This window comes from Streptomyces sp. NBC_01508 (assembly GCF_045040315.1).
GTDB lineage: Bacteria > Actinomycetota > Actinomycetes > Streptomycetales > Streptomycetaceae > Streptomyces.
Genome location: NZ_CP109419.1, coordinates 5,024,403 through 5,045,161 on the forward strand (window position 1 = coordinate 5,024,403; position 20,759 = coordinate 5,045,161).

At 71.7% G+C, this 20,759-nt stretch carries 15 protein-coding genes; 13 read left to right on the top strand and 2 right to left on the bottom strand.

Annotated features, from left to right (window positions below; genetic code table 11):
- The first annotated feature begins 4 nt into the window (after nt 1-4).
- Genes OG700_RS23440 through OG700_RS23455 form a run of 4 tightly spaced genes read left to right on the top strand, consistent with a single transcriptional unit; the run spans nt 5 to nt 4,317 of the window.
- Nucleotides 5-1,222: a fatty acid desaturase gene (locus OG700_RS23440; RefSeq protein WP_405616638.1), complete on the top strand. Its 1,218-nt coding sequence runs from the start codon at nt 5-7 to the stop codon at nt 1,220-1,222.
- A 49-nt stretch (nt 1,223-1,271) separates the two neighbouring features.
- Nucleotides 1,272-1,736, top strand: a complete 465-nt coding sequence (locus OG700_RS23445; RefSeq protein WP_405616640.1) for a cobalamin-dependent protein — start codon at nt 1,272-1,274, stop codon at nt 1,734-1,736.
- Nucleotides 1,736-3,106 carry a methylaspartate mutase gene (locus tag OG700_RS23450; protein ID WP_405616642.1) on the top strand — a complete coding sequence of 457 codons (1,371 nt, stop codon included), beginning with the start codon at nt 1,736-1,738 and terminating at the stop codon, nt 3,104-3,106. The genes OG700_RS23445 and OG700_RS23450 overlap by 1 nt, the downstream gene beginning before the upstream one ends.
- An 11-nt stretch (nt 3,107-3,117) precedes the next feature.
- Nucleotides 3,118-4,317 carry an ATP-grasp domain-containing protein gene (locus tag OG700_RS23455; protein WP_405616644.1) on the top strand — a complete coding sequence of 400 codons (1,200 nt, stop codon included), beginning with the start codon at nt 3,118-3,120 and terminating at the stop codon, nt 4,315-4,317.
- A gap of 94 nt (nt 4,318-4,411) precedes the next feature.
- Here OG700_RS23455 and OG700_RS23460 read toward each other — a convergent pair whose 3' ends face one another.
- Nucleotides 4,412-4,909: a GNAT family N-acetyltransferase gene (locus tag OG700_RS23460; RefSeq protein WP_405616646.1), complete on the bottom strand. Its 498-nt coding sequence runs from the start codon at nt 4,907-4,909 to the stop codon at nt 4,412-4,414.
- A gap of 81 nt (nt 4,910-4,990) precedes the next feature.
- On the opposite strand from OG700_RS23460, the gene OG700_RS23465 reads away from it, so the two are divergent.
- The 3 genes from OG700_RS23465 to OG700_RS23475 all read left to right on the top strand — a co-directional run bounded on the left by OG700_RS23465 (nt 4,991) and on the right by OG700_RS23475 (nt 8,604).
- On the top strand, nt 4,991-5,707 hold the full coding sequence (locus OG700_RS23465; RefSeq protein WP_405616648.1) for an N-acyl homoserine lactonase family protein: 717 nt from the start codon (nt 4,991-4,993) through the stop codon (nt 5,705-5,707).
- Between the two features lie 24 nt (nt 5,708-5,731).
- A complete protein-coding gene (locus OG700_RS23470; protein ID WP_405616650.1) occupies nt 5,732-6,091 on the top strand; it encodes a DoxX family protein in 360 nt (119 codons plus the stop codon).
- Nucleotides 6,092-6,450: 359 nt separating this feature from the next.
- Nucleotides 6,451-8,604, top strand: a complete 2,154-nt coding sequence (locus tag OG700_RS23475; protein WP_405616652.1) for a BTAD domain-containing putative transcriptional regulator — start codon at nt 6,451-6,453, stop codon at nt 8,602-8,604.
- A 51-nt stretch (nt 8,605-8,655) separates the two neighbouring features.
- On the opposite strand, the gene OG700_RS23480 is transcribed toward OG700_RS23475, so the two are convergent.
- Entirely contained in the window at nt 8,656-10,896 is a 2,241-nt protein-coding gene (locus tag OG700_RS23480; RefSeq protein WP_405616654.1) for an MMPL family transporter, read from the bottom strand.
- A gap of 355 nt (nt 10,897-11,251) precedes the next feature.
- Between OG700_RS23480 and OG700_RS23485 the strand changes: the two genes are divergently transcribed.
- The 6 genes from OG700_RS23485 to OG700_RS23510 all read left to right on the top strand — a co-directional run bounded on the left by OG700_RS23485 (nt 11,252) and on the right by OG700_RS23510 (nt 20,736).
- Nucleotides 11,252-12,613 carry an FAD-dependent oxidoreductase gene (locus OG700_RS23485; protein WP_405616656.1) on the top strand — a complete coding sequence of 454 codons (1,362 nt, stop codon included), beginning with the start codon at nt 11,252-11,254 and terminating at the stop codon, nt 12,611-12,613.
- Nucleotides 12,614-12,787: 174 nt separating this feature from the next.
- Nucleotides 12,788-13,843 (top strand): UbiA family prenyltransferase, encoded by a 1,056-nt coding sequence (locus tag OG700_RS23490; RefSeq protein ID WP_405616657.1) that lies wholly within the window; start codon nt 12,788-12,790, stop codon nt 13,841-13,843.
- Between the two features lie 68 nt (nt 13,844-13,911).
- Nucleotides 13,912-15,516 carry a class I adenylate-forming enzyme family protein gene (locus OG700_RS23495; RefSeq protein WP_405616659.1) on the top strand — a complete coding sequence of 535 codons (1,605 nt, stop codon included), beginning with the start codon at nt 13,912-13,914 and terminating at the stop codon, nt 15,514-15,516.
- A 283-nt stretch (nt 15,517-15,799) separates the two neighbouring features.
- Nucleotides 15,800-17,200 (top strand): protoporphyrinogen/coproporphyrinogen oxidase, encoded by a 1,401-nt coding sequence (locus tag OG700_RS23500; protein WP_405616661.1) that lies wholly within the window; start codon nt 15,800-15,802, stop codon nt 17,198-17,200.
- Nucleotides 17,201-17,287: 87 nt separating this feature from the next.
- Entirely contained in the window at nt 17,288-18,046 is a 759-nt protein-coding gene (locus OG700_RS23505; protein WP_405616663.1) for a DUF6193 family natural product biosynthesis protein, read from the top strand.
- Between the two features lie 95 nt (nt 18,047-18,141).
- Nucleotides 18,142-20,736, top strand: a complete 2,595-nt coding sequence (locus OG700_RS23510; RefSeq protein ID WP_405616666.1) for an ATP-binding protein — start codon at nt 18,142-18,144, stop codon at nt 20,734-20,736.
- The last annotated feature ends 23 nt before the right edge of the window (nt 20,737-20,759 follow it).

Genomic DNA, 20,759 nt, shown 5'->3' on the forward strand with positions numbered 1-20,759 from the left:
TCCCATGCCGAGCGGTGCCCGCGGAGCCGAGCCGTCCGACATCGAGCGCGCCGACCCCAGGGAGGCGCTGCGTCGTCTGCCCGGTCCGCTCCAGCTCCCCCTCACGTATCTCACCGGCAAGGCGTACCGGGGCCAGCGCGGCCCCCGTGCCACGGCGACGTTCCATCTCCTCGCGGCGACGGTGTCCCTGCTGGCCGGAGTGGCCCTGAGCGCGGTGGCGTACACCGCCCCGGCCTGGTGGTCCGTGCCGGTCCTCCTGGCCGGGTGGGCGGTCACGCTGCACGGCATGCGGAACCTGCGCATGATGGTCTTCCACCAGTGCGCCCACCGGAACATGTGGCGGCGCAGGCGCCTGGACCGGACGCTCGGGCGGGCGCTGGCCGGGCTGCTGCTGGTGCAGGGCTTCGAGCAGTACAGCCGGGAACATGTGACGGACCATCACGCGGTCCACCACATGACCCTGCGCGACCCCACGGTGCAGGCGTTCCTGCTCACCCTGGAGATCCGGCCGGGCATGACGAGGCGTCAGATGTGGCGTGCCGTCCTGCGCAAGCTGCTGTCGCCCGCCTACCACGCGCGATTCCTGGCCGCGCGGGTGCGTGGCTACTGGTCCACGTCCGACCGCTGGGACCGGGCCGTGAGCGGGCTGTGTTACGCGGCCCTGGCCGCCGCACTGACCTGGTGGGGCGGCTGGCTCGGCTTCCTGGTGTGCTGGGCGCTGCCCCTGACGGTGCTGTTCCAGATCAGCAACACGCTGCGGCTGTGCGTCAAGCACACCTTTCCGCAGCCGGGCGCGGCGCGGACCAGGGGCAAGGAGCACTTCGCCGGCCTGACCAACGCGATCTTCCTGTGCGCGGCGCCGCCGGACCGGCGGCTGTCGGGCGTACGGAAGTGGTCGGCGTGGCTCGGCTGGTGGGCCAGTCTGCTGTTCGTCCACTTCCCCAGCCGCTATCTCGTACTCACCGGCGACACCGTGTGCCACGACTACCACCACCGCCACCCCATGAGCAGGGAGTGGGCGGACTACCTCTTCGCCCGGCAGCGCGACATCGAAGGCGGGCATCCGGGATGGCCGCCGTACGAAGCGGCGTGGGGTCTGGTGCCGGCCGTCAACCGTGTCTTCGACTCCCTGGGCACCGCCGACCCGGACGTCTACGACGCGACGCTGATCGAGCAGGCGCACGCCGGGCGCCGAGCCGCGTTCCTGGCCTTCGACGACTGACGGCCGCCGTCCGACGACTGACGACCGATGACGAATACGAGGTGCCACCATGCCGGTACTGCCCACTTCCGCTCCTTCCCCCGGCACATGGGGGACGGTGATCCTGGGTGTCGCCGCGAGCGACGCACACGCCGTGGCCAACCAGCTCATCGCCGCGTCACTCAGACTCGCCGGATTCACCGTCGTCAACCTGGGGGTGTGCACCCCCCTGGCGGACTTCGCCCGTGCTGTGGACGACCACCCCGACACACTGGCCGTCGCGATCGGCAGTACCAACGGGCACGCCTTCGACGACCTGCGGGACCTTCCCGCGCTGCGGAAGGCGGGGCGGCTGGGCCGCCCGGTGCTGGTCGGCGGGAACCTCTCCGTGGGCCGGCACAAGGAGGAGTCCGACCACACCAGGCTGCTGGGGCTGGGCGTGGACCGTATCGTCGCGGACGTCACGGAGCTGCACGAAGTCCTGCTGGAACTCGCCGCGGCCAGGGGAGCCGGCTCCGTCACCACGGCGCTCTGATGTTCCTGGGCATCGAGACCCCGCATCTGCCGGACGTCCCCGACCCGGACGCGTGCGTCGCGTACATCAGGGCGCTGGGCAAGCCGGGCGCGCCGGAGCTGATCGAGGAGGCGTACCGGACCGGGCGCCCCGTGCTCCAGCCGCGCTGCGGCGTGGGGTCCCACGAGGGGATGCTGCGACTGCTGCGCGGCCTGGAGGAGCGGGCGGCCCCGGAGGTGCTGACGCTCACCATCGACTCGCACACCCGCCTGCTGCGGTTCGACGAGGCGAGCCGCATCCTGGCGGGCGACCCCACCCGGCTCAACGGGTATCCCCTCGTCAGCCACGGCTGGCGGCGGGGCCGCGAGCTGAACGAGGCGGTACGCGCGCCGCTGGAGATCCGGCACGGCTCGCCCGACCCCCGGGAGCTGTTCGTCACGGCCGTCGCCTCGGGGATCACGTCCTTCGAGGGCGGCGGGGTCTCCTACAACCTGCCGTACGCCAAGGACGTCCCGCTCGCCCATTCCCTGACGGCGTGGCAGCAGGTGGACCGCGCCTGCGGGGCGCTGGCCGAGCGCGGAGTGGTGGTGGAACGGGAGCTGTTCGGGACCCTCACGGCGGTCCTCATGCCGCCGAGCGTCAGTATCGCCATCTCGCTCCTGGAGGCGCTGGCGGCGGTCGACGCGGGCGTCGTCTTCGTCACGGTGCCCTATCCGCAGGGCGGGAACGCCGTCCAGGACGTCGCCGCCCTGCGCGCGATCACGATCCTGGCCGAGCGGTACATCGGCGGCCGGGCGGCCGTGTACCCCGCGCTCCACCAGTTCATGGGGGCCTTCCCCCGCGACCCCGCCCAGGCCGACGCGCTCATCCTCCTCGGTGGTCTGGTCGCCGTGTGGGGCGGGGCGGCGAAGGTCGTCGTCAAGACCAACCAGGAGGCGTACGGCATCCCCGATCTCGCCGCCAACGTCCGCGGCCTGCACACCACGAGGGTCGCGGTCTCCGGCTATCTGGGCGAGGGGTTCGGGGTGGCCGACGAGGCGGTCGCCGAGGAGGCCCGCTGGATCTGCCGCGAGGTCGAGGAGCTGGTCGATCCCGTGCTGCGCGAGGCCGACCTGCTGCGGGGCATCGACGAGGCGTTCCGCACCGGCAGGCTCGACGTGCCGTTCAGCGCCAGCGTCCACGCGCACAACGTGGTGATGCCCTGCCGGGACCCCTCGGGCGCGATCCGTTTCGCGGACCCCGGGCGACTGCCCCTGAGACCCGGAACGCTCAGCCGCAACAACAGACTCGTCGGCCGCCCCGCGCACCAGGGGGCCGACGCCCTCGGACTGGTCAAGGCCATTCAGTCCGACATCGAGTACTTCTCCGCCGGACTCGGACACCCACAGTGAGAGGAACACCCATGCCGCGACACATGCTGGTGATCGGCAGGTCCCGGGAAATCCACGCCAAGGTGGCGAAGCTGGGATTCCGGATGACGGTCATCGCCGCGAAACCCAAGATCGCCACCTTGGACACCGGTATCTACGACCGGGTCATCGGCCTCCCCGACGGGGCCGCCCCGGTCGAGGAGTGGGTCGCCATGGCGCGCGCCGTCCACGCGGTGGATCCCGTGCTGGCGGTCGGCGGGCTGAGCGAGACGACCCAGTACCTCGCGGCGGCCGTCGCACAGGAGCTGGGGCTGCCGTACGCCTCCCGCCGGACCATCGAGCTGTCCCGCGACAAGTACGAGATGCGGCGGGTGCTGCGGGCGAGGGGACTGGACGGCACCGAGTCACGTGTCGTGTCCGACGCGCGGGGGATCGAGACGTTCGCGGCCGAGTACGGATACCCGATCGTGCTCAAGCCCCGTGACGGACAGGGCAAGATGGGCTTCTCCCTGCTGCGTGACGCCGGGGCCGTCGCGGGCGCGCTGGAGCGCTTCGAGACGCAGACCCCGCACAGCGAGATGCTCGTGGAGCAGTTCCTCGAAGGAGAGGAGTACAGCGTCGAGGCCTTCTCGGAGGGCGGCGAGCACCAGGTCATCTGTGTCACCAAGAAGTTCAAGGACCCGCAGACCTTCGTGGAGATCGGCCACTGCGTTCCGGCCCCCGTCGGACCGGACGCCGAGCGGGCGATGACGGACTTCGCCCTCCAGGTGCTCGACGCCATCGAGGTCGAGAACGGCCCCTCGCACACGGAGATCATGCTCGGCCCCGACGGGCCGCGCGTGGTGGAGACGCACGCCCGGCTCCCCGGAGGCGCGGTGGTGAACCTCATCGACATGCTGACCGGCGTCGACCTCGACGAGCTGTGGATCCGGCAACTGGCGGGAGACAGCGTGCGGATGGAGGTTCCGGGCAAGCCGCGGGGCCATGCCGCCTCCGCGTTCGCGGTGCCCAAGGGACCCGGCACGCTCCGGCGTATCCACGGTGCGGCCGAGGCCGCCGGGCTGCCGGGGGTGGCCCTGGTGAAGCTGATCTTCGAGCCCGGAACGGAGATCTCGGACGTCTACGACTCCGACTCCCGGGGCGCCGGGGTCCTCGCCCGGGGGGACACCGCCGAGGCGGCGGTGTCCCGCAGCCGGGCAGCGGTCGACCTGCTGACGTTCGAGATCTCCTGAGGCGGCCGTGGCGGGCGGGCGGGCGGCCCACGGGGCCGCCCCCTGCACGGATTCCGGCGGCGCCCTTCGGTGGGGCGCGGTCAGCTCCGCGCGGTCAGCTCCGCGCTTCGTTGGGGTGCGGCTCGTGCGGGTCGTTGGGGTGCGGCTCGTGCGGGTCGATGGAGTACCGGAAGACCTGCGTCTCGCGGCGCGCGAACCCCACCTTCTCGTAGAGCCGATGGGCGCTGACCCGGCTGGGCCGGGAGGTGAGGTCCACCTGGTGCGCCCCGCGCCGGGCCGCCTCGTCCAGCGCCTCCCGCACCAGGGCGGGGGCGATGCCCCGCCCCCGGAAGGCGTCGTCCACCACCACGTCCTCCAGCCGCGCGACGATCCCCGTGGGCAGCACCGTGACGACGAGCGTCAGCATGCCGACGACGGGCCGCCCGTCGAGCCGGGCCGCGAACACCGTGTTCGAGTCGCTGCCGATCAGCCGTTCCAGATACGCGGCCGAGCGGGGCGCCGCGTCCTTGCCGAGCTGCGAGACAAGGCGGTTGATGTCGTCGACCACGCCGTCGTCCACGTGTTCCAGCGCGGTGATGGACAGTTGGCTCACCATTGCTCCTTGTGGGTGACCTGATGCCGGATGGTGCGGGACATCGAATCTATGCGGAAATCCAGCTGGCAGGATGACCGGATGGGCATCGGCACGGTGGTACAGCGGCTGGATCTGGGTTACTTCGTCCGTCCCGCGTCGGAGGCCGGCGGCCCCGAACCGAGAGTGGAGCCCGTCCTCGCGTATCTGGTGCGGCACGACGCCGGGCTGATCCTCTTCGACACCGGCATCGGGGCCGCCGATCCCGGGACCGAGGCCCACTACCGGCCCCGGCGCAGAGGTCTGGAGAGTGCCCTCGGGTCCGTAGGGGCCGCACTCGCCGACATCTCCCTCGTGGTCAACTGCCACCTGCACTTCGACCACTGCGGAGGCAACCCCCTGTTGGGCGGTACTCCGATCCTGGTGCAGAAGGCGGAGCTGGCCACGGCCCGCCGGGGCGGCTACACGATCGACGCGCTCGTCGACTTCCCCGGCGCGACCTACGAGGAGATCACGGGCGAGGCCGAGATCCGGCCGGGAGTGTGGATCATTCCGACCCCCGGCCACACCGACGGGCACCAGTCGCTGGTGGTCCGGCAGAGCGACGGCACGGTGGTCCTGGCCGGCCAGGCACACGACTTCGCGTCCCACTACGGATCGGAGCAACTGGCCCGCCGTGCCGCGCTGGAGGGCGTGGAGCAGCCGCTTCCCGCGTACCGGCCGTGGCTGGACAGGCTCGCCGACTTCGATCCGCGGCGCGTGCTCTTCGCGCACGACTGCTCGGTCTGGGAGCCGTCGCGTGACGTGCTGTACGGCTGAAACGCGCGAGCGGGAGGCACGAGGATGAGGGCCCTGCCGGAGCCCGTGTGGCCCGTGCTCGTACTGGCGCTGATCCAGTTCGGCGACGGGATTCTCTGTGTCGGGCCGGTCCGGTTCGTGCGGGAGTGCTTCGAGGGGGTGGGCTATCCGCGGCAGTGGTGGTGGGTCACGCCCCCCGTCAAGTTCGCCGCCGCCGTTGGGCTGGTCGCCGGGGTCTGGGTGCCCGTGCTGGGCGGGGTCACCGTGTGGGCGCTCGTTCTGTACTTCCTCGTGGCGGTCTTCATACACGTCCGGGCGCGGGACTTCGGCCGCAATCTGTTTCTCAACGCGGCGGGCATGCTCGTCGTCTGTGTGCTGGTCGCCCTGTACAGCTTCGTCCTTTAGGACGTGTCCGGCGGCTGTCCGGCGACTGTCCGGAGGGGGGCCACTGCGGAAACGGGGCGGGCCGGTGGAAACGGGACCACGCAGTACGGCTGTTGACACTCCGTTTGACAGCAGAGATCATCAAAAACCTTACACCAGAAGGCACTTGACCTTTACGGCGCCACACCCGAGCTTCGCGCGAACCCGGCGCGGGGCTCCCGCTCGGTGGTGTCCCGCGGAGGTTTCGGCGGAGGCAGAGATCAACGGGGCACGGGGAAGCGGTACGCGCGTGGCGGCGGCCGCCGCCATCGGGCGGGCGGTCGCTTCCGGCTGAGCGCTTCACGGTCCCGGAGAGACGATCCGAAAGGACACGACAGGTCTTGACGCACTCGGCGACCGAAAGCACTCACCGTTCCGGCCCCCACCCGGACGGCCCCAGCCCCGAAGTTCCCCACCCGGACGGCCCCAGCCCCGAAGTTCCCCACCCGGACGGCCCCCACCTGGACGGCTCCCACCCGGACGGCTCCCGCCCCGCAGTTCCCCACCCCGACGCACCTCACCCCGACGCCCCCGACGCCTCCCACGCACTGCGCGTGCGGATCCTCGGGCCGATGGAGATCAGCGGGCGGGGGGCGGACCGCACCCCGTCCGCCCCGATGGCCCGGCGGCTGCTCGCCGCGCTGCTGCTTCACGCCAACGAGCAGGTGCGGACCTCCACCCTCATCGACGAACTCTGGGACGGCGAACCGCCCCGGCTGGCCCGCAAGACCATCCAGACGTACGTGTACCAGCTCCGCAGGACCCCGCACTCGGCGGGCGCGGACGGCCCCGGTGCGCGGGTGGAGACCTGCTCCAACGGGTACCGGATCCGGCTGGCGCCCGACGAGTTGGACCTGTGGCAGTTCGAGCGGCATCTCGCGCGGGCGCGCGCCGATCTGGGCGACGGTGACCCCGAGAGCGCCGCCCGCACGCTGCGCGCCGGGCTCGCCCTGTGGCGCGGTGACGCGTTCGCCGACATCGAGACCGGCCCGGCACTGGCCGCCCGTGTCGCGCAGTTGGCGGATGCCCGGCTGGGCGCCCTGGAACTGCGGGTCGAGGCCGATCTGCGGCTCGGCCGGCACCACCGGCTGGTGGGTGAGCTGCGGCAACTGACCGCCGACCACCCGCTGAACGAGAAGTTCGCCGCCCAGCTCATGCTCGCCGCCTACCGGTCGGGCCAGCGCGGCACCGCGCTGGAGACCTTCGGGCAGGTGCGGCGCGATCTGGTCGAGGAGCTGGGGATCGAGCCCTCGCACCGGCTCCAGCGGCTCCAGCAAGACGTACTCAACGAGGCGCCGTCGCTGGACCTTGCGCAGGACCGGCCGGCCGCCGTACGGGCCGCCGCCGCCGCGCCCGCCGCCGCGACGGGTTGGACCCGGGGCGAGGTGATCGCCCAACTCCCCTCTGACACACCAGACTTCGTGGGGCGGCGGGCGGAGCTGGCCCGTATCGTCACCCACGCCAAATCCGGCAGCGGCTCCTCGCTGACGGCGCCTCAGGTCGTCACCGTCCTCGGCGGGGCGGGCTCGGGCAAGAGCGCCGTCACCGTCCGCGCCGCGCATCTGCTGCGTGAACACTTCGCGGACGGGCAGTTCCACGTACGGCTCCACGACGAGAACGACCGGCCGACCGACCCCGCCGCCGCGCTGCGCTCCCTGCTGCGGGACATCGGCATGCCGATGTACGAACTGCCCGACTCAGTCGATGAGTTGGCTCGGATATTCCGCAGCTGGAGCGCCGACAGGAGCCTGCTGCTGGTCCTGGACGACGCCCACTGCCCCGAACAGGTCGTGCCGCTGCTCCCCGGCGGTTCGCGCGGCGCCGTCCTGGTCACCTCGCGGGTACGGCTGCCGGGCCTGCCCGGTGCGGCCAACGTCGAGCTGGGGCCGATGGAGACGGACGACGCCGTCGAACTGCTCGCCTCGCTCGCCGGGGCCGACCGGATCGGCGCGGACGTCGCCGCCGCCCGGCAGCTCGTACGCCTGACCGGAAACCGCGCGCTCGGCGTGCGGGCGGTGGGGGAGAAGCTGGCCGCGCGCACGATGTGGTCCATCACCGAGCTGGCCGCCCGGCTCGCCCCCGAGCACCACCGGCTGGCCGGGCTGGGCAGCGGCTCCCTCGATGTGCGGGGGCGGATGGCGGGCGCGTGCGCCCGGCTCACCGAGCCGGACGGCCAGGCGCTGGCCTGTCTGGCCCGCGCCGGGGAGGTGCCGTTCGACATCCCCCGCGCGGCGCGGACCCTGGCGGTGGACACCTGGGCCGCCGAACTCCTGGTGGGGCGGCTCCTGGATCACCACGTGGTGGAGATCGCCGCATCGGCGCCGGGTGCGGCGACGGAGTACCGCGTCCCCGAGCTGATCAGGCTCGTCGCCCGGACGCGCACCCAGGGGCCGGACATGGCGGTCGCGGAGCTGCGGCTGATGTCGGGGACGCCGTTACGGGCCGGGCAGTCGCCCGTACCGTGTTTCACGTCCGTGCTGAGCTCTGCCGGTTGAACCTGTTCCGGGTCGCGCGGCCCATGAGCCGCGCGACCCGGCGAATCTCCCTCAGTGCACGCTCTCCCGCGTCGCCGTCTCGTCCGTGCTCGCCGCGGGCGCGTCCGGCGCCTCGCGCAGTCCGAAGCGGCGGTGGAAGCGGGCCAGCGGCGCCGGTGCCCACCAGTTGGCGCGCCCGGCCAGCCGCATGAACGCGGGCACCAGCGCGCCGCGTACCAGCGTCGCGTCCATCAGGACCGCGACGGCCAGCCCCAGGCCGATGGCCTTGAGGTACGAGATCCCCGACAGGACGAAGCCCAGCCACACGATGGCGATCAGCCCGGCGGCGGCGGTCACCATCGCGCCGGTGCGCTCCAGCCCCCGCGCCACGGCCAGTTGGTTGTCGCCCGAGCGGTCCCACTCCTCCTTGATCCGGGAGAGCAGAAAGACTTCGTAGTCCATCGACATCCCGAACGCGATGCAGAACAGCAGGACCGGCACGGTCCAGGTGATCGTGTCGGTGACCGTGAAGTCGCCCACGAACCCGGCCAGATGACCGTCCTGGAAGCCCCACACCAGCACACCGAACGTGGCGCTCAGACTGAGGCAGTTGAGGACCAGCGCCTTCAACGGCAGCAGCAGGGACCCGGTGAACAGGAACAGCAGGACGAACGTCGTGACGCCGATGATCGCGAGAGCCGTCGGCAGCTGGTCGTACATGGAGTCCAGCGAGTCCACCAACTCCGCCGCCGGGCCGCCGACTTGCACGTCGTACGGTGCCTCGGTCGCCCGGATGTCCTTGACCAGCTCCTCGCCCTCCTCGCTCAGCGACTCGCTCTTGGGGATCACCGAGAGATACGTGCTGGTGTCGGCGCTGAACCGGTCGGAGCCCGGTCCGGGCGGCGCGAGAAGCTCACCGGCCGCGAAGGAACCGGCCTCGCTGTCGACCCGCGCCACATTGCCGAGCGTGGACAGCTTCGCCACGTACGCCTCGACCGAACGCTCCCCGGTGGGCGGGGTGTTGTTCAGCACCACGTTCAGCGCCTGCGACTCCTGCGCGCTGAAGTCCGCCCGCACGATGTCGCTGATCTGCCGCGACTGGGTGTCGGCCGGCAGGACGCGGTCGTCGGCGAGGCTCATGTGCAGGTTCAGGAACGGGGAGCCGAGGAAGAGCAACAGTCCGATCACCGCGACCGCGACCGGCACCGGGAAGCGCATCACGTTCGTCGCCAGGCGGTACCAGAAACGCTCCGCCTCCGGCTTCGGCGGCTTCTCCTCCTTGCCCCGGCCCATGATGCGGCCCTTGTCGATGCGCGGGCCCAGCGCCTTCAGCAGCGCGGGCAGGAAGATGATGGAGACGAGCGCCGCCAGCAGGGCGGTCGGGATGCCCGCGTACGCGAAGGACCGCAGGAAGTAGAACGGGAAGACCAGCAGGCCCGCGAGCGCGAGCGCCACCGTCACCGCCGAGAACAGCACGGTGCGGCCGGCGGTGCGCAGCGCGGTCGTGATCGCCGTGTCCGTGTCGGCGCCGCCGTGCAACTCCTCCCGGTAGCGTTTGAGGAGGATGAGGCTGTAGTCGATCGCCAGACCGAGCCCGAGTCCCGTCGCGACGTTGGTGGCCAGCACCGACACATCGGTGAACAGCGTGAGGATACGGAGCGTCAGCAGCACGGAGACGATGGTCAGTCCGGCGACCAGCAGCGGCACCAGCGCCGCCACCACACCCCGGAAGACGAACAGCATCACGACCAGCAGGACCGGGAAGGTGACCATCTCGATCAGCAGGAGGTCGTCCTGCGTGGTGTCCGTGATCTCCTTGTTGGCGACCGCGACACCGCCCACCCGCGTCTTCAGGCCCTCGACCGTGGTGTCGTACTCCGGCTGGATCCGCTCCAGCGTCTTCTGCACCTCGTCCTCGTCGCCGGTGATCCGTACGAGGATCAGGGCGCTGTTCCCGCCCTCGCCGCGCAGGGCCGGGGCCTTGCCCAACGTCCAGTAGGACAGGGCCTGCTCGACCCCGGACTCGGCGCCGATGCGCTCGGTGAGCCGCTCACCGGCCGCGCCGACCGCCGGATCGTCGACACCGCGCTTGTCCGAGACCAGCAGGGTCAGATTGGGCGCGCCCGAACCGAACCGTCCGTCCAGCACCTCGGCCGTCCGCGCCGATTCGGTGGAACTGTCGGTGAATCCACCGGCGGAGAGAGTCGATATCACGCCACCGCCCAGCGCTCCCGCGAGCACCAGGAGCACACCGGAGAGATAGAGGACCAGCCTGCTGCGGTGTGTGGTGAATCTGGCCAGTGAGGCGAACATTCAGCAACCTTTCGAGGGGGAACGCCGTTTCTGGGGGCGGCGTGTCGATCCCGTTCACACGATCAAGGTAGGGAGCGCACGAGCCCACTGGCAATGACAACCCGCTACCCAACCAACACAGTTGGACGTCCACGCCGGGCACGGGCGCCCCACGGCGCGGTGGTTGGGTGCCGGTCGGGCAGCATGCTCCCCGACTACCGTCCACCAGTGCGTGAATACGCACAATGACAGGTGTATGCGGGTCATTTCCTGGATGACTGCTATATCTAACGGCCGCTTCCCCCTTCTAAATTGCGGCGAGAACAGGCGACAACAGTCGAGGGCAATCCGAGACATTCCCTGGAGGGGAAAGCGAATGAGCCAGCGTGAGAGGACCGCTGTCATCGGCGGAGGGATGGCCGGCTGCGCCGCCGCCAAGGAGCTGATCAAGGCGGGCCGCGAGGTGGTCATCTTCGAGGCCGCCGCCGGACTCGGCGGCCGGGCCCGTTCGTGGCACCGCTCGGAGATCGAGCCCTCCGTCGGCATCAACCTCTGGTTCACCAGCTTTTACAAGCTGATGTTCGAGCGAATTCGCGAGTACGGGCTTGAGGACCAGCTCGTGGAGATGTCCAACAACGTCATCGTCGTGGACAAGGGCGAGCCCGCCGAACTGCTCTCCGACTCGCTGCGCAGCCTGCTCACGTACAAGCACGTCGGTCTGCGGGACCGGATCGGCTTCCTCACGGGCACGCTGAAGGAGACGCGTCTGCGCAAGCAGCTCGACATCTTCGACCCGGTCAAGCTCGCGCCGTTCGACGACGGCACGACCGCGGCCGAGTACGCCCGCAAGAGCCTGTCGCAGCGCGGCTTCGACAACCTGCTGCGCCCGGAGATCGAGTCGTTCTGGCTCTGGCGCTGCGAGGACGTCTCCGCCGCGCACGTACGGGCGATGCAGGCGCAGGTGGCCGGCGCGAAGTTCTTCGTGTTCCGCAACGGCATGGAGGTCATCGCCGAGCGCAACGCCGAAGGCGCCGACATCCGGCTCGAACACGAGGTCACCGACCTCCAGGTGACCGACGGCCGGGTGCACATCACCGCCCGGTCGGCGGACGGCGAGAGCCACGCCGAGGTCTTCGACGACGTCGTGGTCGCCACGACGGCACCGGTCGCCGCCAAGCTGACGGCCGCGCTGCCGAACGACATCGTGGGCCGCGACACCCGCGAGTTCCTGGAGACCCAGGTGTACGAGCCCGCGCTGTCGGTCTCGTACCTGGTCGACTTCAGCAGCATGCCGTCCGAGGCGCACATCGTGGCCGCCGGCGCGGACGATCCGCCGGTGAAGACCATCATCACCTTCCCGCGCAAGGTCAAGGACGCGCAGGGGCGTTCGATCGACAAGCACCTCGCGTTCGTCTACCCGGGCCGCGCCGAGACGCGCCGGCTGCTCGCGCTGTCGCCTGAGGAGCAGTACGCCGAGACGACCCGGCTGGTCACCAAGTTGTGGCCGGACTTCCCCACCGACGCGGAGCCGTTCGAGATCGCCGTACGCCCGCACGCGATGCCGCTGCCCGCGCCCGGCCGCTACCGGATGTCCGCGCGGGTCATCGGACTCCAGCACGCGCCGGTGGTCTTCGCGGGCGACTACTTCACCGCGCCCATCTCGGAGGCGGCGATGCTCTCCGGCATCCGGGCCGCGGAGAAGCTGACGACGGCCGGGAAGCTGACGACGGCCGGCTGAGCGGGGCGGCGGAGAGCGGGGAGCAGGGGAGCAGACATGGATGCGTTCACTCCCACCTCGGGTGGTACGGGGGTCGGTGGCCGGGGTCCTGGTGGTACGGCGGGGGCGCCCCGTGCGTCTCGTACATCTCATACGTCTCGTACATCCGGTGCGTCCCGTACGGACACCGGTGGCGTGCGCACGGGTGCCGCCGGCGGTCGCGGCGCCGGTTCCGACGCCGCCACCGGAGCGGTGGCCGGCGCCGAGGCGGGTGTGCGGCCGACGCCCGGCGGTGGCGGCCGGTCGACGGGAGCCTCCGGGGCGGCCCGAGGCCGCTTCGTGGCGTACGCGCGGCTCGCCAAGTTCGAGTTCGTCCTCGACTACTACCTCAGCATGCTCGTGCTGTGGACCGCGCTCGCGAGCGGCGTGCGGTTCGCGCCCGACACGTTGACGACCTTGCTGCTCTTCCTCCTCGGCGAGATCGGCGTCGTCTCCGCCGTGATGGCCCTCGACGACGTCAACGGCATCCGGGACGGCAGCGACCGCGCCAACTACCTCGGCACCGGCGGCACTCCGCTGCGCCCGCTGGAGCGCAAGCCGCTGCTCACCGGCGCGCTGACGGTCACCCAGGCCACCCGGTTCGGGTATCTGAGCCTGCTCTGGGGCACGGTCTTCTGGACGGCGTCCGCGGTCACCGCCCCCGAGCGGCCGATGTGGGCGCTGATCGTCACCGGTCTGGTCCTGTTCGCCGGCTTCCAGTACTCCTGGGGGCTCAAGCTCAGCTACCGGGGCCTCGGTGAAGTCCTCATCATGGGCTGCCCGTTGGTCATCGTCGTCGCACCCTACGGCTTTGTGACCGGTCACCTGCCCGCCCTCGTGCTCGTGCAGGCGGTGCTGTTCGGGCTCTGGCAGATCCTGGTGTCCTGCTACTCCAACACCAAGGACATCAGCGGGGACGCGGCCGTCGGACGCAGCACCGTCGCGGTGCACGCCACGGCGCGCGGCAACCTGATCTTCATCGGCGCGCTGTCCGCCGCCGACCTGCTGCTGACCCTCGGGGCGTCGGCCGTGGGCTGGGCGCCGTGGTGGTTCGCCGCCGCCCTGCTGCCCGAAATGGCGCTGCGGCTGCGCCAGTTCACCTCCTTCAGCCGTAACGGAGACGCACTGCTGGCACGCAGGCGAGGAGTGGTGGCGTTCCGGACCGGCGTCGCCGGCATCGTCCTGGCCAACCTCATCCACTTCGCGAGCTGAGGGGCGACGGCCGAGGCCCCGTCACCAGGCGGAGCCGGCGGCCCGAACTCCGGACAGGACACACGGACATGGGAACCAAGAACAAACCGACCGGACTCGGCCTGCTCTTCGACGAACACGCGCAGGCCGGCCGAAGCACCCGCTTCCAGCTGAGCCGGCCCTTCGACATCGCCCCCGGCGCGGGCACCGAGTTCAGCGTGGCCGGTCTCGCCGAGCTGGTGCGGGAGGCCGCCGGACTGCTGTACGAGGCGGGGGCCCGGCCCGGCGACCGGGTCGCGATCGCCAAGGACAACCACTGGGACTATCTGCTGCTCGCCTGCGCGACCGCGCGCTTCGGCGGCCTCCCGGTGCTGATCGCGGGCAGCCTGCCGGCGCAGACGCTCGGCACCGTACTGAAGCGCGCCGAGGCGCAGTTGCTCGTCACGACCGCGGACATCCTGCGCTCGGCGGACGAGCAGGGCGTGGACCTGAAGTCCTTCGTACCGCGCACGGTGACCGTCGGCACCGCGCTGCCGGGCGCCGTGTCGCTGGACGACCTGCGCGGAGCGCGTACGCCGAAGGTGTTCCGAACGGCCAGTTACGAGCCGATGGTCGCCACCCACACCTCCGGCACCACCGGGGTGCCGAAGCTCGTCGTGCACTCCGTCGACACCGTGCTCGGACACCTCGGCCGTACGGAGTCGCTGCGCTTCCCGATCGTGGCGATGAAGCGGGCCGACACGGTGGCCACCGCCACCCCCTTCAACCACATGCGGATGATCACCTGGAGCACCGGCACCCTGAAGCTGGAGCCGAAGAACGCGCTGCTGCTCGCCGACGCCCAACCGGCCACCGCAGAGCGGATGTTCGAGCGGAACCGGCCGACGTATCTGGAGGCGCTGCCCGCCACGTACATCGGCTGGCAGGAACTGGCCGAGAGGCGCCCGGAGTTGTACGCGGACGTACGGCTCTACGTGAGCACGTTCGACGCGATCCACCCGCCCACGGTCCGCCGATTCCTGCACACCAGCAAGCGGCGCTTCCCGGCCTGGCTCCAGGGCTGGGGCCAGTCGGAGACCGGCCCCATGACCTTCCGGCTGCTGACCCGCCGGGCGCTGGCGGCCAAGGGCGACCGGCACCCCACGACACGCGACGTCGGCCGCCCCATCCCCGGCTTCACCGGGATGAAGGTGGTGGACCCGGCGACGATGAAGCCGGTCCCCAACGGCCAACCCGGTGTGCTCCTCACCCGTACCGACGGCCGCTGCATCGGCTACCTCGGCGAGCGGCGGCGCTGGCACGACAAAGCACGCGGCAAGTGGTGGAACACCGGCGACTACGGGCTGCGCACCGCCGCGGGCGCCTTCCAACTGCTCGACCGCGAGGTGGACGTGATCCCCGGCATGAGCTGCATCGAGCTGGAGGACGTCCTGGCCGACCGGCTGCCCCAACTGCTGGAGGCCGCGGTGATCGGCATCCCTGGCCAACTGCCGCTGCCCGTCGTGTGCACCCGGGACGGCTCGCTGGACGAGGCGCAGTGGCGCCGCGCGACGGCGGACCTGCCGGCGCTCGGGGCGCCGCGGGTGCTGCCGCTGGAGGAGATCCCGCGTACGAGCACGGGCAAGGTACGCCGCGTAGAGCTGCGCGAGCGGCTGCTGGGCGAGGAGACATACGGAACGGGCCGCTGGACGTAGCCGTTCGACGCCCCCCCGGACGGCCAAGTCGAGCCCGCCGGGCGGGCACCTCGCGCCCGTCCGGCGGGTACCTCAAGCCCGTCCGGCGTTTGAGGACACGGCCGGTCGCGCGGCTCGCACACACAGCGCGCCGCCCGGCGGCTCGCTCGAACGCGGCCTGCCCGGCGGGCACCTCAAGCCCGTCCGGCGTTTGAGGACACCACACACAGCCCGTCCGGCGATTGAGGACGAACCGCCCACCGCGCGGACCCGGCAAGCGCGTCCGTCGAGAGGAGCACCAGCCATGGCAGAGCCAGAGACATCCGCGGACACGCACGTCGACGTCGCCGTCATCGGCGCCGGCATCGCCGGCCTCACCGCCGCCTACCGGCTGAAGGAGGCCGGCCGCGCGCCGGTGGTCTTCGAGGCCGACAGCGACGTCGGCGGCCGGATGCGCGCCCGGCACGAGGACGGCTGGATCGTGGAGCAGGGCACCGAGACCCTGGCCTCGCACGGCTACCCGGCCACCTGGCGGCTGATCAAGGACGTCGGCCTCGACCGGGACGGCGGGGTGCTCAAGGTCGGCAGCCTGGCCGGTGTCTGGCGCAACGGCAAGGCGCACGCGGGCAGCGGGCACTGGGTGGGCACCCTCACCGGTGCCGGGCTGTCGCTCGGCGGCCGGCTGGCCATGACCGGGATGGTGGGCGCACTGGTGCCGTCGCTGGGCAAGGTCAGCACGCGGCGGCCGGGGGAGAGCCCGCTGGGGCTGCGTACGGTCGCGGAGTTCGTCGACGGCAGACACCCGGACCTGCACGACTACCTGCTCCAGCCGGCGGCGAGCACCGGCTGGGCCTGGGACACCCGGCGGTCGTGCGTCGCGCCGCTGGTCGCCACGATGGTCGCCACGCGCGGACTGCACGGCTGGCGCACCTACCGGGACGGGATGGACTCGCTGGCGCGGAAGGTGGCCGACCGGCTGACCGTGCACACCGGCAGAGCCGTCCAGGAGGTCACCGAGAGCCCCGAGGGGGGCGTACGGCTGGTCTTCGCCGACGGCCGTGTGGTGACCGCCCGTGAGGCCGTACTCGCGGTCCCGGCGCCGGTCGCCAGGCAGCTGTACCCGTCTGCGCCCGCCGGCGAACTGCCTTTCCTGGAAGCCACGTCGTACTCCCGGATGATCCGTGTGACCTGCCGGGTGGACCGCCCCCTGGCGGTCCGTCAGTCGCGCGGCACGAAGAAGGTCTACGCGCTGCTCATCCCGGAGAGGGAGGACGGCTATCTGGCCGGCCTGACCTTCGAGCACTTCAAGGCCGCCAACCGGGCGCCGCGCGGGCAGGGCCTGGTCAGCATGCTGACCGCCGCACGCGCGACCGACGAGCTGATGGACCGGCCCGACGACGAGGTGGTCGAGGAGTTGCTGAAGCGCGCGACGAGGTACGTGCCCGAGCTGCGTTCGGCGCTGCTCGCGTCGCACGTGCACCGCTTCCCGTACGCGGCCCCCGAGGCCACCCCTGACGCGCTGCGGCTCCAGGGCGCCTTCCTGGACCGGCCGGCGCGGGCGGTGGAGTTCGCCGGGGACTGGGTCTTCCAGCGGCCCACGAGCGAAGCGGCCGTCCAGGCGGGGGAGTTGGCCTCGGAGCGGATCCTGGCCAGGCGGGGGACGCCCGCCGCGGCGGATCGCCCGGTGCCGACCGTCCGTTCCTGACCCGCGAGGGAACCACCGCCCTGAACGGAGCCGGCCGGGCGCGACGGCTCGGGCACAGGCTCAACGGCTCCGGCACAATCAGGAACTGTGCCTGCTCCTCCCGATCCCTCCCTCCTGTACCCCGACGTCGCGGCCGGCGGCAGCCTCGCCACGGCGCTCCGCGCCGCGGCGGAGGGCTGTCTCGGCGCCGTCCCCGTCACATCCCCGGACTCCGCCCCGCTTCTCCACGCGACCGTCGCCAGTACGCTGCCGCACCGCGAGCCGCTGAGCATCAGCGCGTGGTGGCACGAACGGCGGTGGTCGATCAGCGGCACTGAGCCGTTCCAGGGCCTGTCCCTCATCGACGGCGTGACGGACGACCTGGCGGAGGTCGCCAGAGCCGCTCAGGCATGGCACGACGGGGCGGTGCTGGACGACATCCGCCGGGCGGCCCCCTTCGTACACCTGACCGGCCGGTTCGAGGTGCCCGACCACGATCCCGCCCGCCTGACGGAATCCGAGTGGCGGAGCATGCGTCAGGAGGCGGGCGAGCTGGAGTACGCCTGGCAACAGACGTACCAGGCCCTGATCGAGGCGGCGCACGCCGAGCCGGCGCTGCGCGCCCTCTATCCGTTCACGAGCCACTGGGTACTGCGCTTCTCGACCAGCAGCCGCCCGCGGCTGACCGTTGTGGGACCGTCCCTGTCCGCGGGCGCCGACGGCTCGTACGGGGTGGGCGGGGGCGCCGCCGACGCGGACTTCGGCCGGTTCCCCACGGCGCGTGAGGCCGTGGCACAGGCCGTTCGCCGACTGCCGTCCGGTCTCGGACCGACCACGCTCGGCGGACCGGCAGTGACCGGTCTTTGACCAAGCCTTGACCGATCGTTGGACGGAGCCTGTGAGGTTCCGGGGAGCGAAACGAAGAGTCGGTCGTGCGGACAAGATGAGCCACGGGGGCTGGAATGCGTACGCAGAGCCATGAGGGAACGAAGCGAACGATACGGATCGTCGAGACGGTGCGGGCGGGCGGAGACGCCGCGCGATCCACCGCGGATTCCACGGCGCGGCCCGTAGCCCAGCCGGTCACCGAGCCGGTCACCCAGTCCGCCACCCAGTCCAGCACGCAGCCCGTCACCCAGTCCGTCACCCGGTCCAGCACGCATCAGCGGGCGCGCTACGCGCTCACCTCCCGGGTCGGCAGGGACGCGGAACTGGCCGACCTCAAGACCCGCGCCACCGCGCCGAACGGTCAGATCCTCACGGTCACCGGCCCGGTGGGTGTGGGCAAGAGCCGCCTGGCGAACGCGCTCTTCGAGGAGATCTCCGGTGAATTCGCGCACGGGGGACGCTACTTGGAGCTGGACGCGCTCCGGCCGCAGGCCACCGACTCCGCCGCCGGGCTCGCCCGCGCGGTGGTGGACGCACTGGACCAGAGGCCAAGTTCCGCCTCTGCCGCCATGGGTGACGCGGACGCCGCCCGCGCCCCGCTAGATCTGCTGCGCGACCGTCTCGCCGGACGGGACTTCCTCCTCGTACTCGACTGCGGAAACCGCCCTCCGCACGGCATCGCCGAACTGTGGGAGGCGGTCGCCTCCGCCGCCCGCCGGCTGTGTCTGCTGACCGTCAGCACCCAGGTGCTCGGCATGTACGGCGAGCACCGCGTCCCGCTCCTCCCGCTCGCGGTGCCCACCCCCGGCGACACGGCCGACCTCGGCAGGCTGGGCCAGGTCGACTCCGTACGGCTGCTGGTGGACCGCACCAAGGCCGTACGGCCCGGATTCCGGCTCACGCAGGAGAACCGCGAGACGGTCGCCAAGCTCTGCCAGATGCTCGACGGGTTGCCGCTCTCCATCGAACTGGCCGCGTCACGGCTGAAGGTCAGTTCGCCGCGGGCCCTGCTGGACGAGCTGAGCCGGTCGCCCGGCACGCTGACGGACGCGGACCCGGGCACGGCCACGGGCGCCGCCTCGGAGCCGGGCGCCACGGCGCCGCCGGCCTGTCCCGACACGCTGGGCCTCGCGCCGCAGGCCGTCGAACTCCTCATGCGGCTAGGCGTGTTCACCGAGACCTTCGGTGTCGCCGAGGCCGCCGGGGTCTTCGAACTCCCGCTGGACATCACCCGGCAGGCGCTGGCGGAGATGGTCGACCACAGCGCGCTGCTGACCGAGGAGCAGCGGGACGGCAGCATCCGGTTCTGGATGCTGCGCGGCTCCCGGGCGCGGGCGCTGGAACACCTCGGGCGGCAGGACGCGCTGGGGCCGGTCCGGGCCGACCACGCCGTCTACTTCCTGCGCCAAATGCACTCCATCCGACGGCAGTTGGAGGGGCCGGGGCAGACGACGGCGCTGGAACAGTTCGGCCACTGGCACCAGGACGTGCTCGCCGCGCTGGAGTTCCTGGCCGAGGTGGGCAACGGCGAGGCGGTGGCGACACTGGCCGCCGCCGCCCAGCCGTACTGGCTGCTCCGCGGCGAGGTGCGGAGCGCCGCGCACTGGCTGTCCGCCGCGCTGGGGCTCGGCATCGACCGGCACCGGGTACGCCTCGCCGCGCTGGAAGCACTCGGCGAGGCGCTGCTCCTGACGGACGACCCGGCGGCGGCCAGGCCCTGGCTGGACGAGGCGCTGGCGGCGTACACCGAACGGGGTGACGGCCCGGGAACCGCGACCGTACGCCAACACCAGGCCAGACTCGCCCAGATCGAGCGGAACCTCCCCGCCGCCGAAACCCTCCTGACACTGATCCTGACGGATCTCGACCCTCGGGGCGGTGGTCAGTGGTGCCGGGGGGCAGTACTGGCCCGGCTCGCCGAGGTCCGCCGGGACCGGGGAGACACGGTGTCGGCGGCACGGCACGCCACGGAGGCCGTACGGCTCTTCGAGCGCGCGGAGGACACCCGTTCGGCGGCCCGCGCCAAGCTGACCCTGGCCGGCCTGACGGGCAGTCAGGGAGACTTCGACCGGGCCGAGCAACTGGCATGCCGGGCGCTGCTGTTGCTCCATGACCGGGGCGATCTCCCGGAAGTGGCACGCGGCTTGGCGGTGCTGGCCGAACTGCTCACCCACAAGTACGGTCGTACGGCGGCGGTCTGGGAGCGCGCGGCCCGGCTGCTCGGCGCGGCCGACGCCCTCCGCCGCCGCGTCGGCGACACCCTGGCCGGCCAGCCGGAGGCCGTCAGCCGCAGCCTGCTCGGCCAGGTCAGCGAACGGATGGGGCGCAGCGCCTTCGACACGGCCTGGCAACAGGGCGGCCGATGCACCCCGGACGAGGCGGTCACCCTCGCCCTCACCCTGATCGAACCTCCCGACCACCAGCCCCGCCCCACGGACCTCGTCGGCTCCCTGACCAGGCGCGAACACGAGGTGGCGATGCTGGTCACGGAGGGCCTGACCAACCGCGAGGTGGCGCGCAGACTGGGCATCGCGGAGTGGACGGCGGTGAACCACATGCGCAAGGTGATGCAGAAGCTCGGCTGCACGTCCCGCGTCCAGGTGGCGGGCCGCATGCTCCGCCCCCTGGACCAGCGCGCCGTCGCCCCGGCGGCGGCGAGCCGGGGCTAGGGCGTGTATCGAAAGTGGATCTT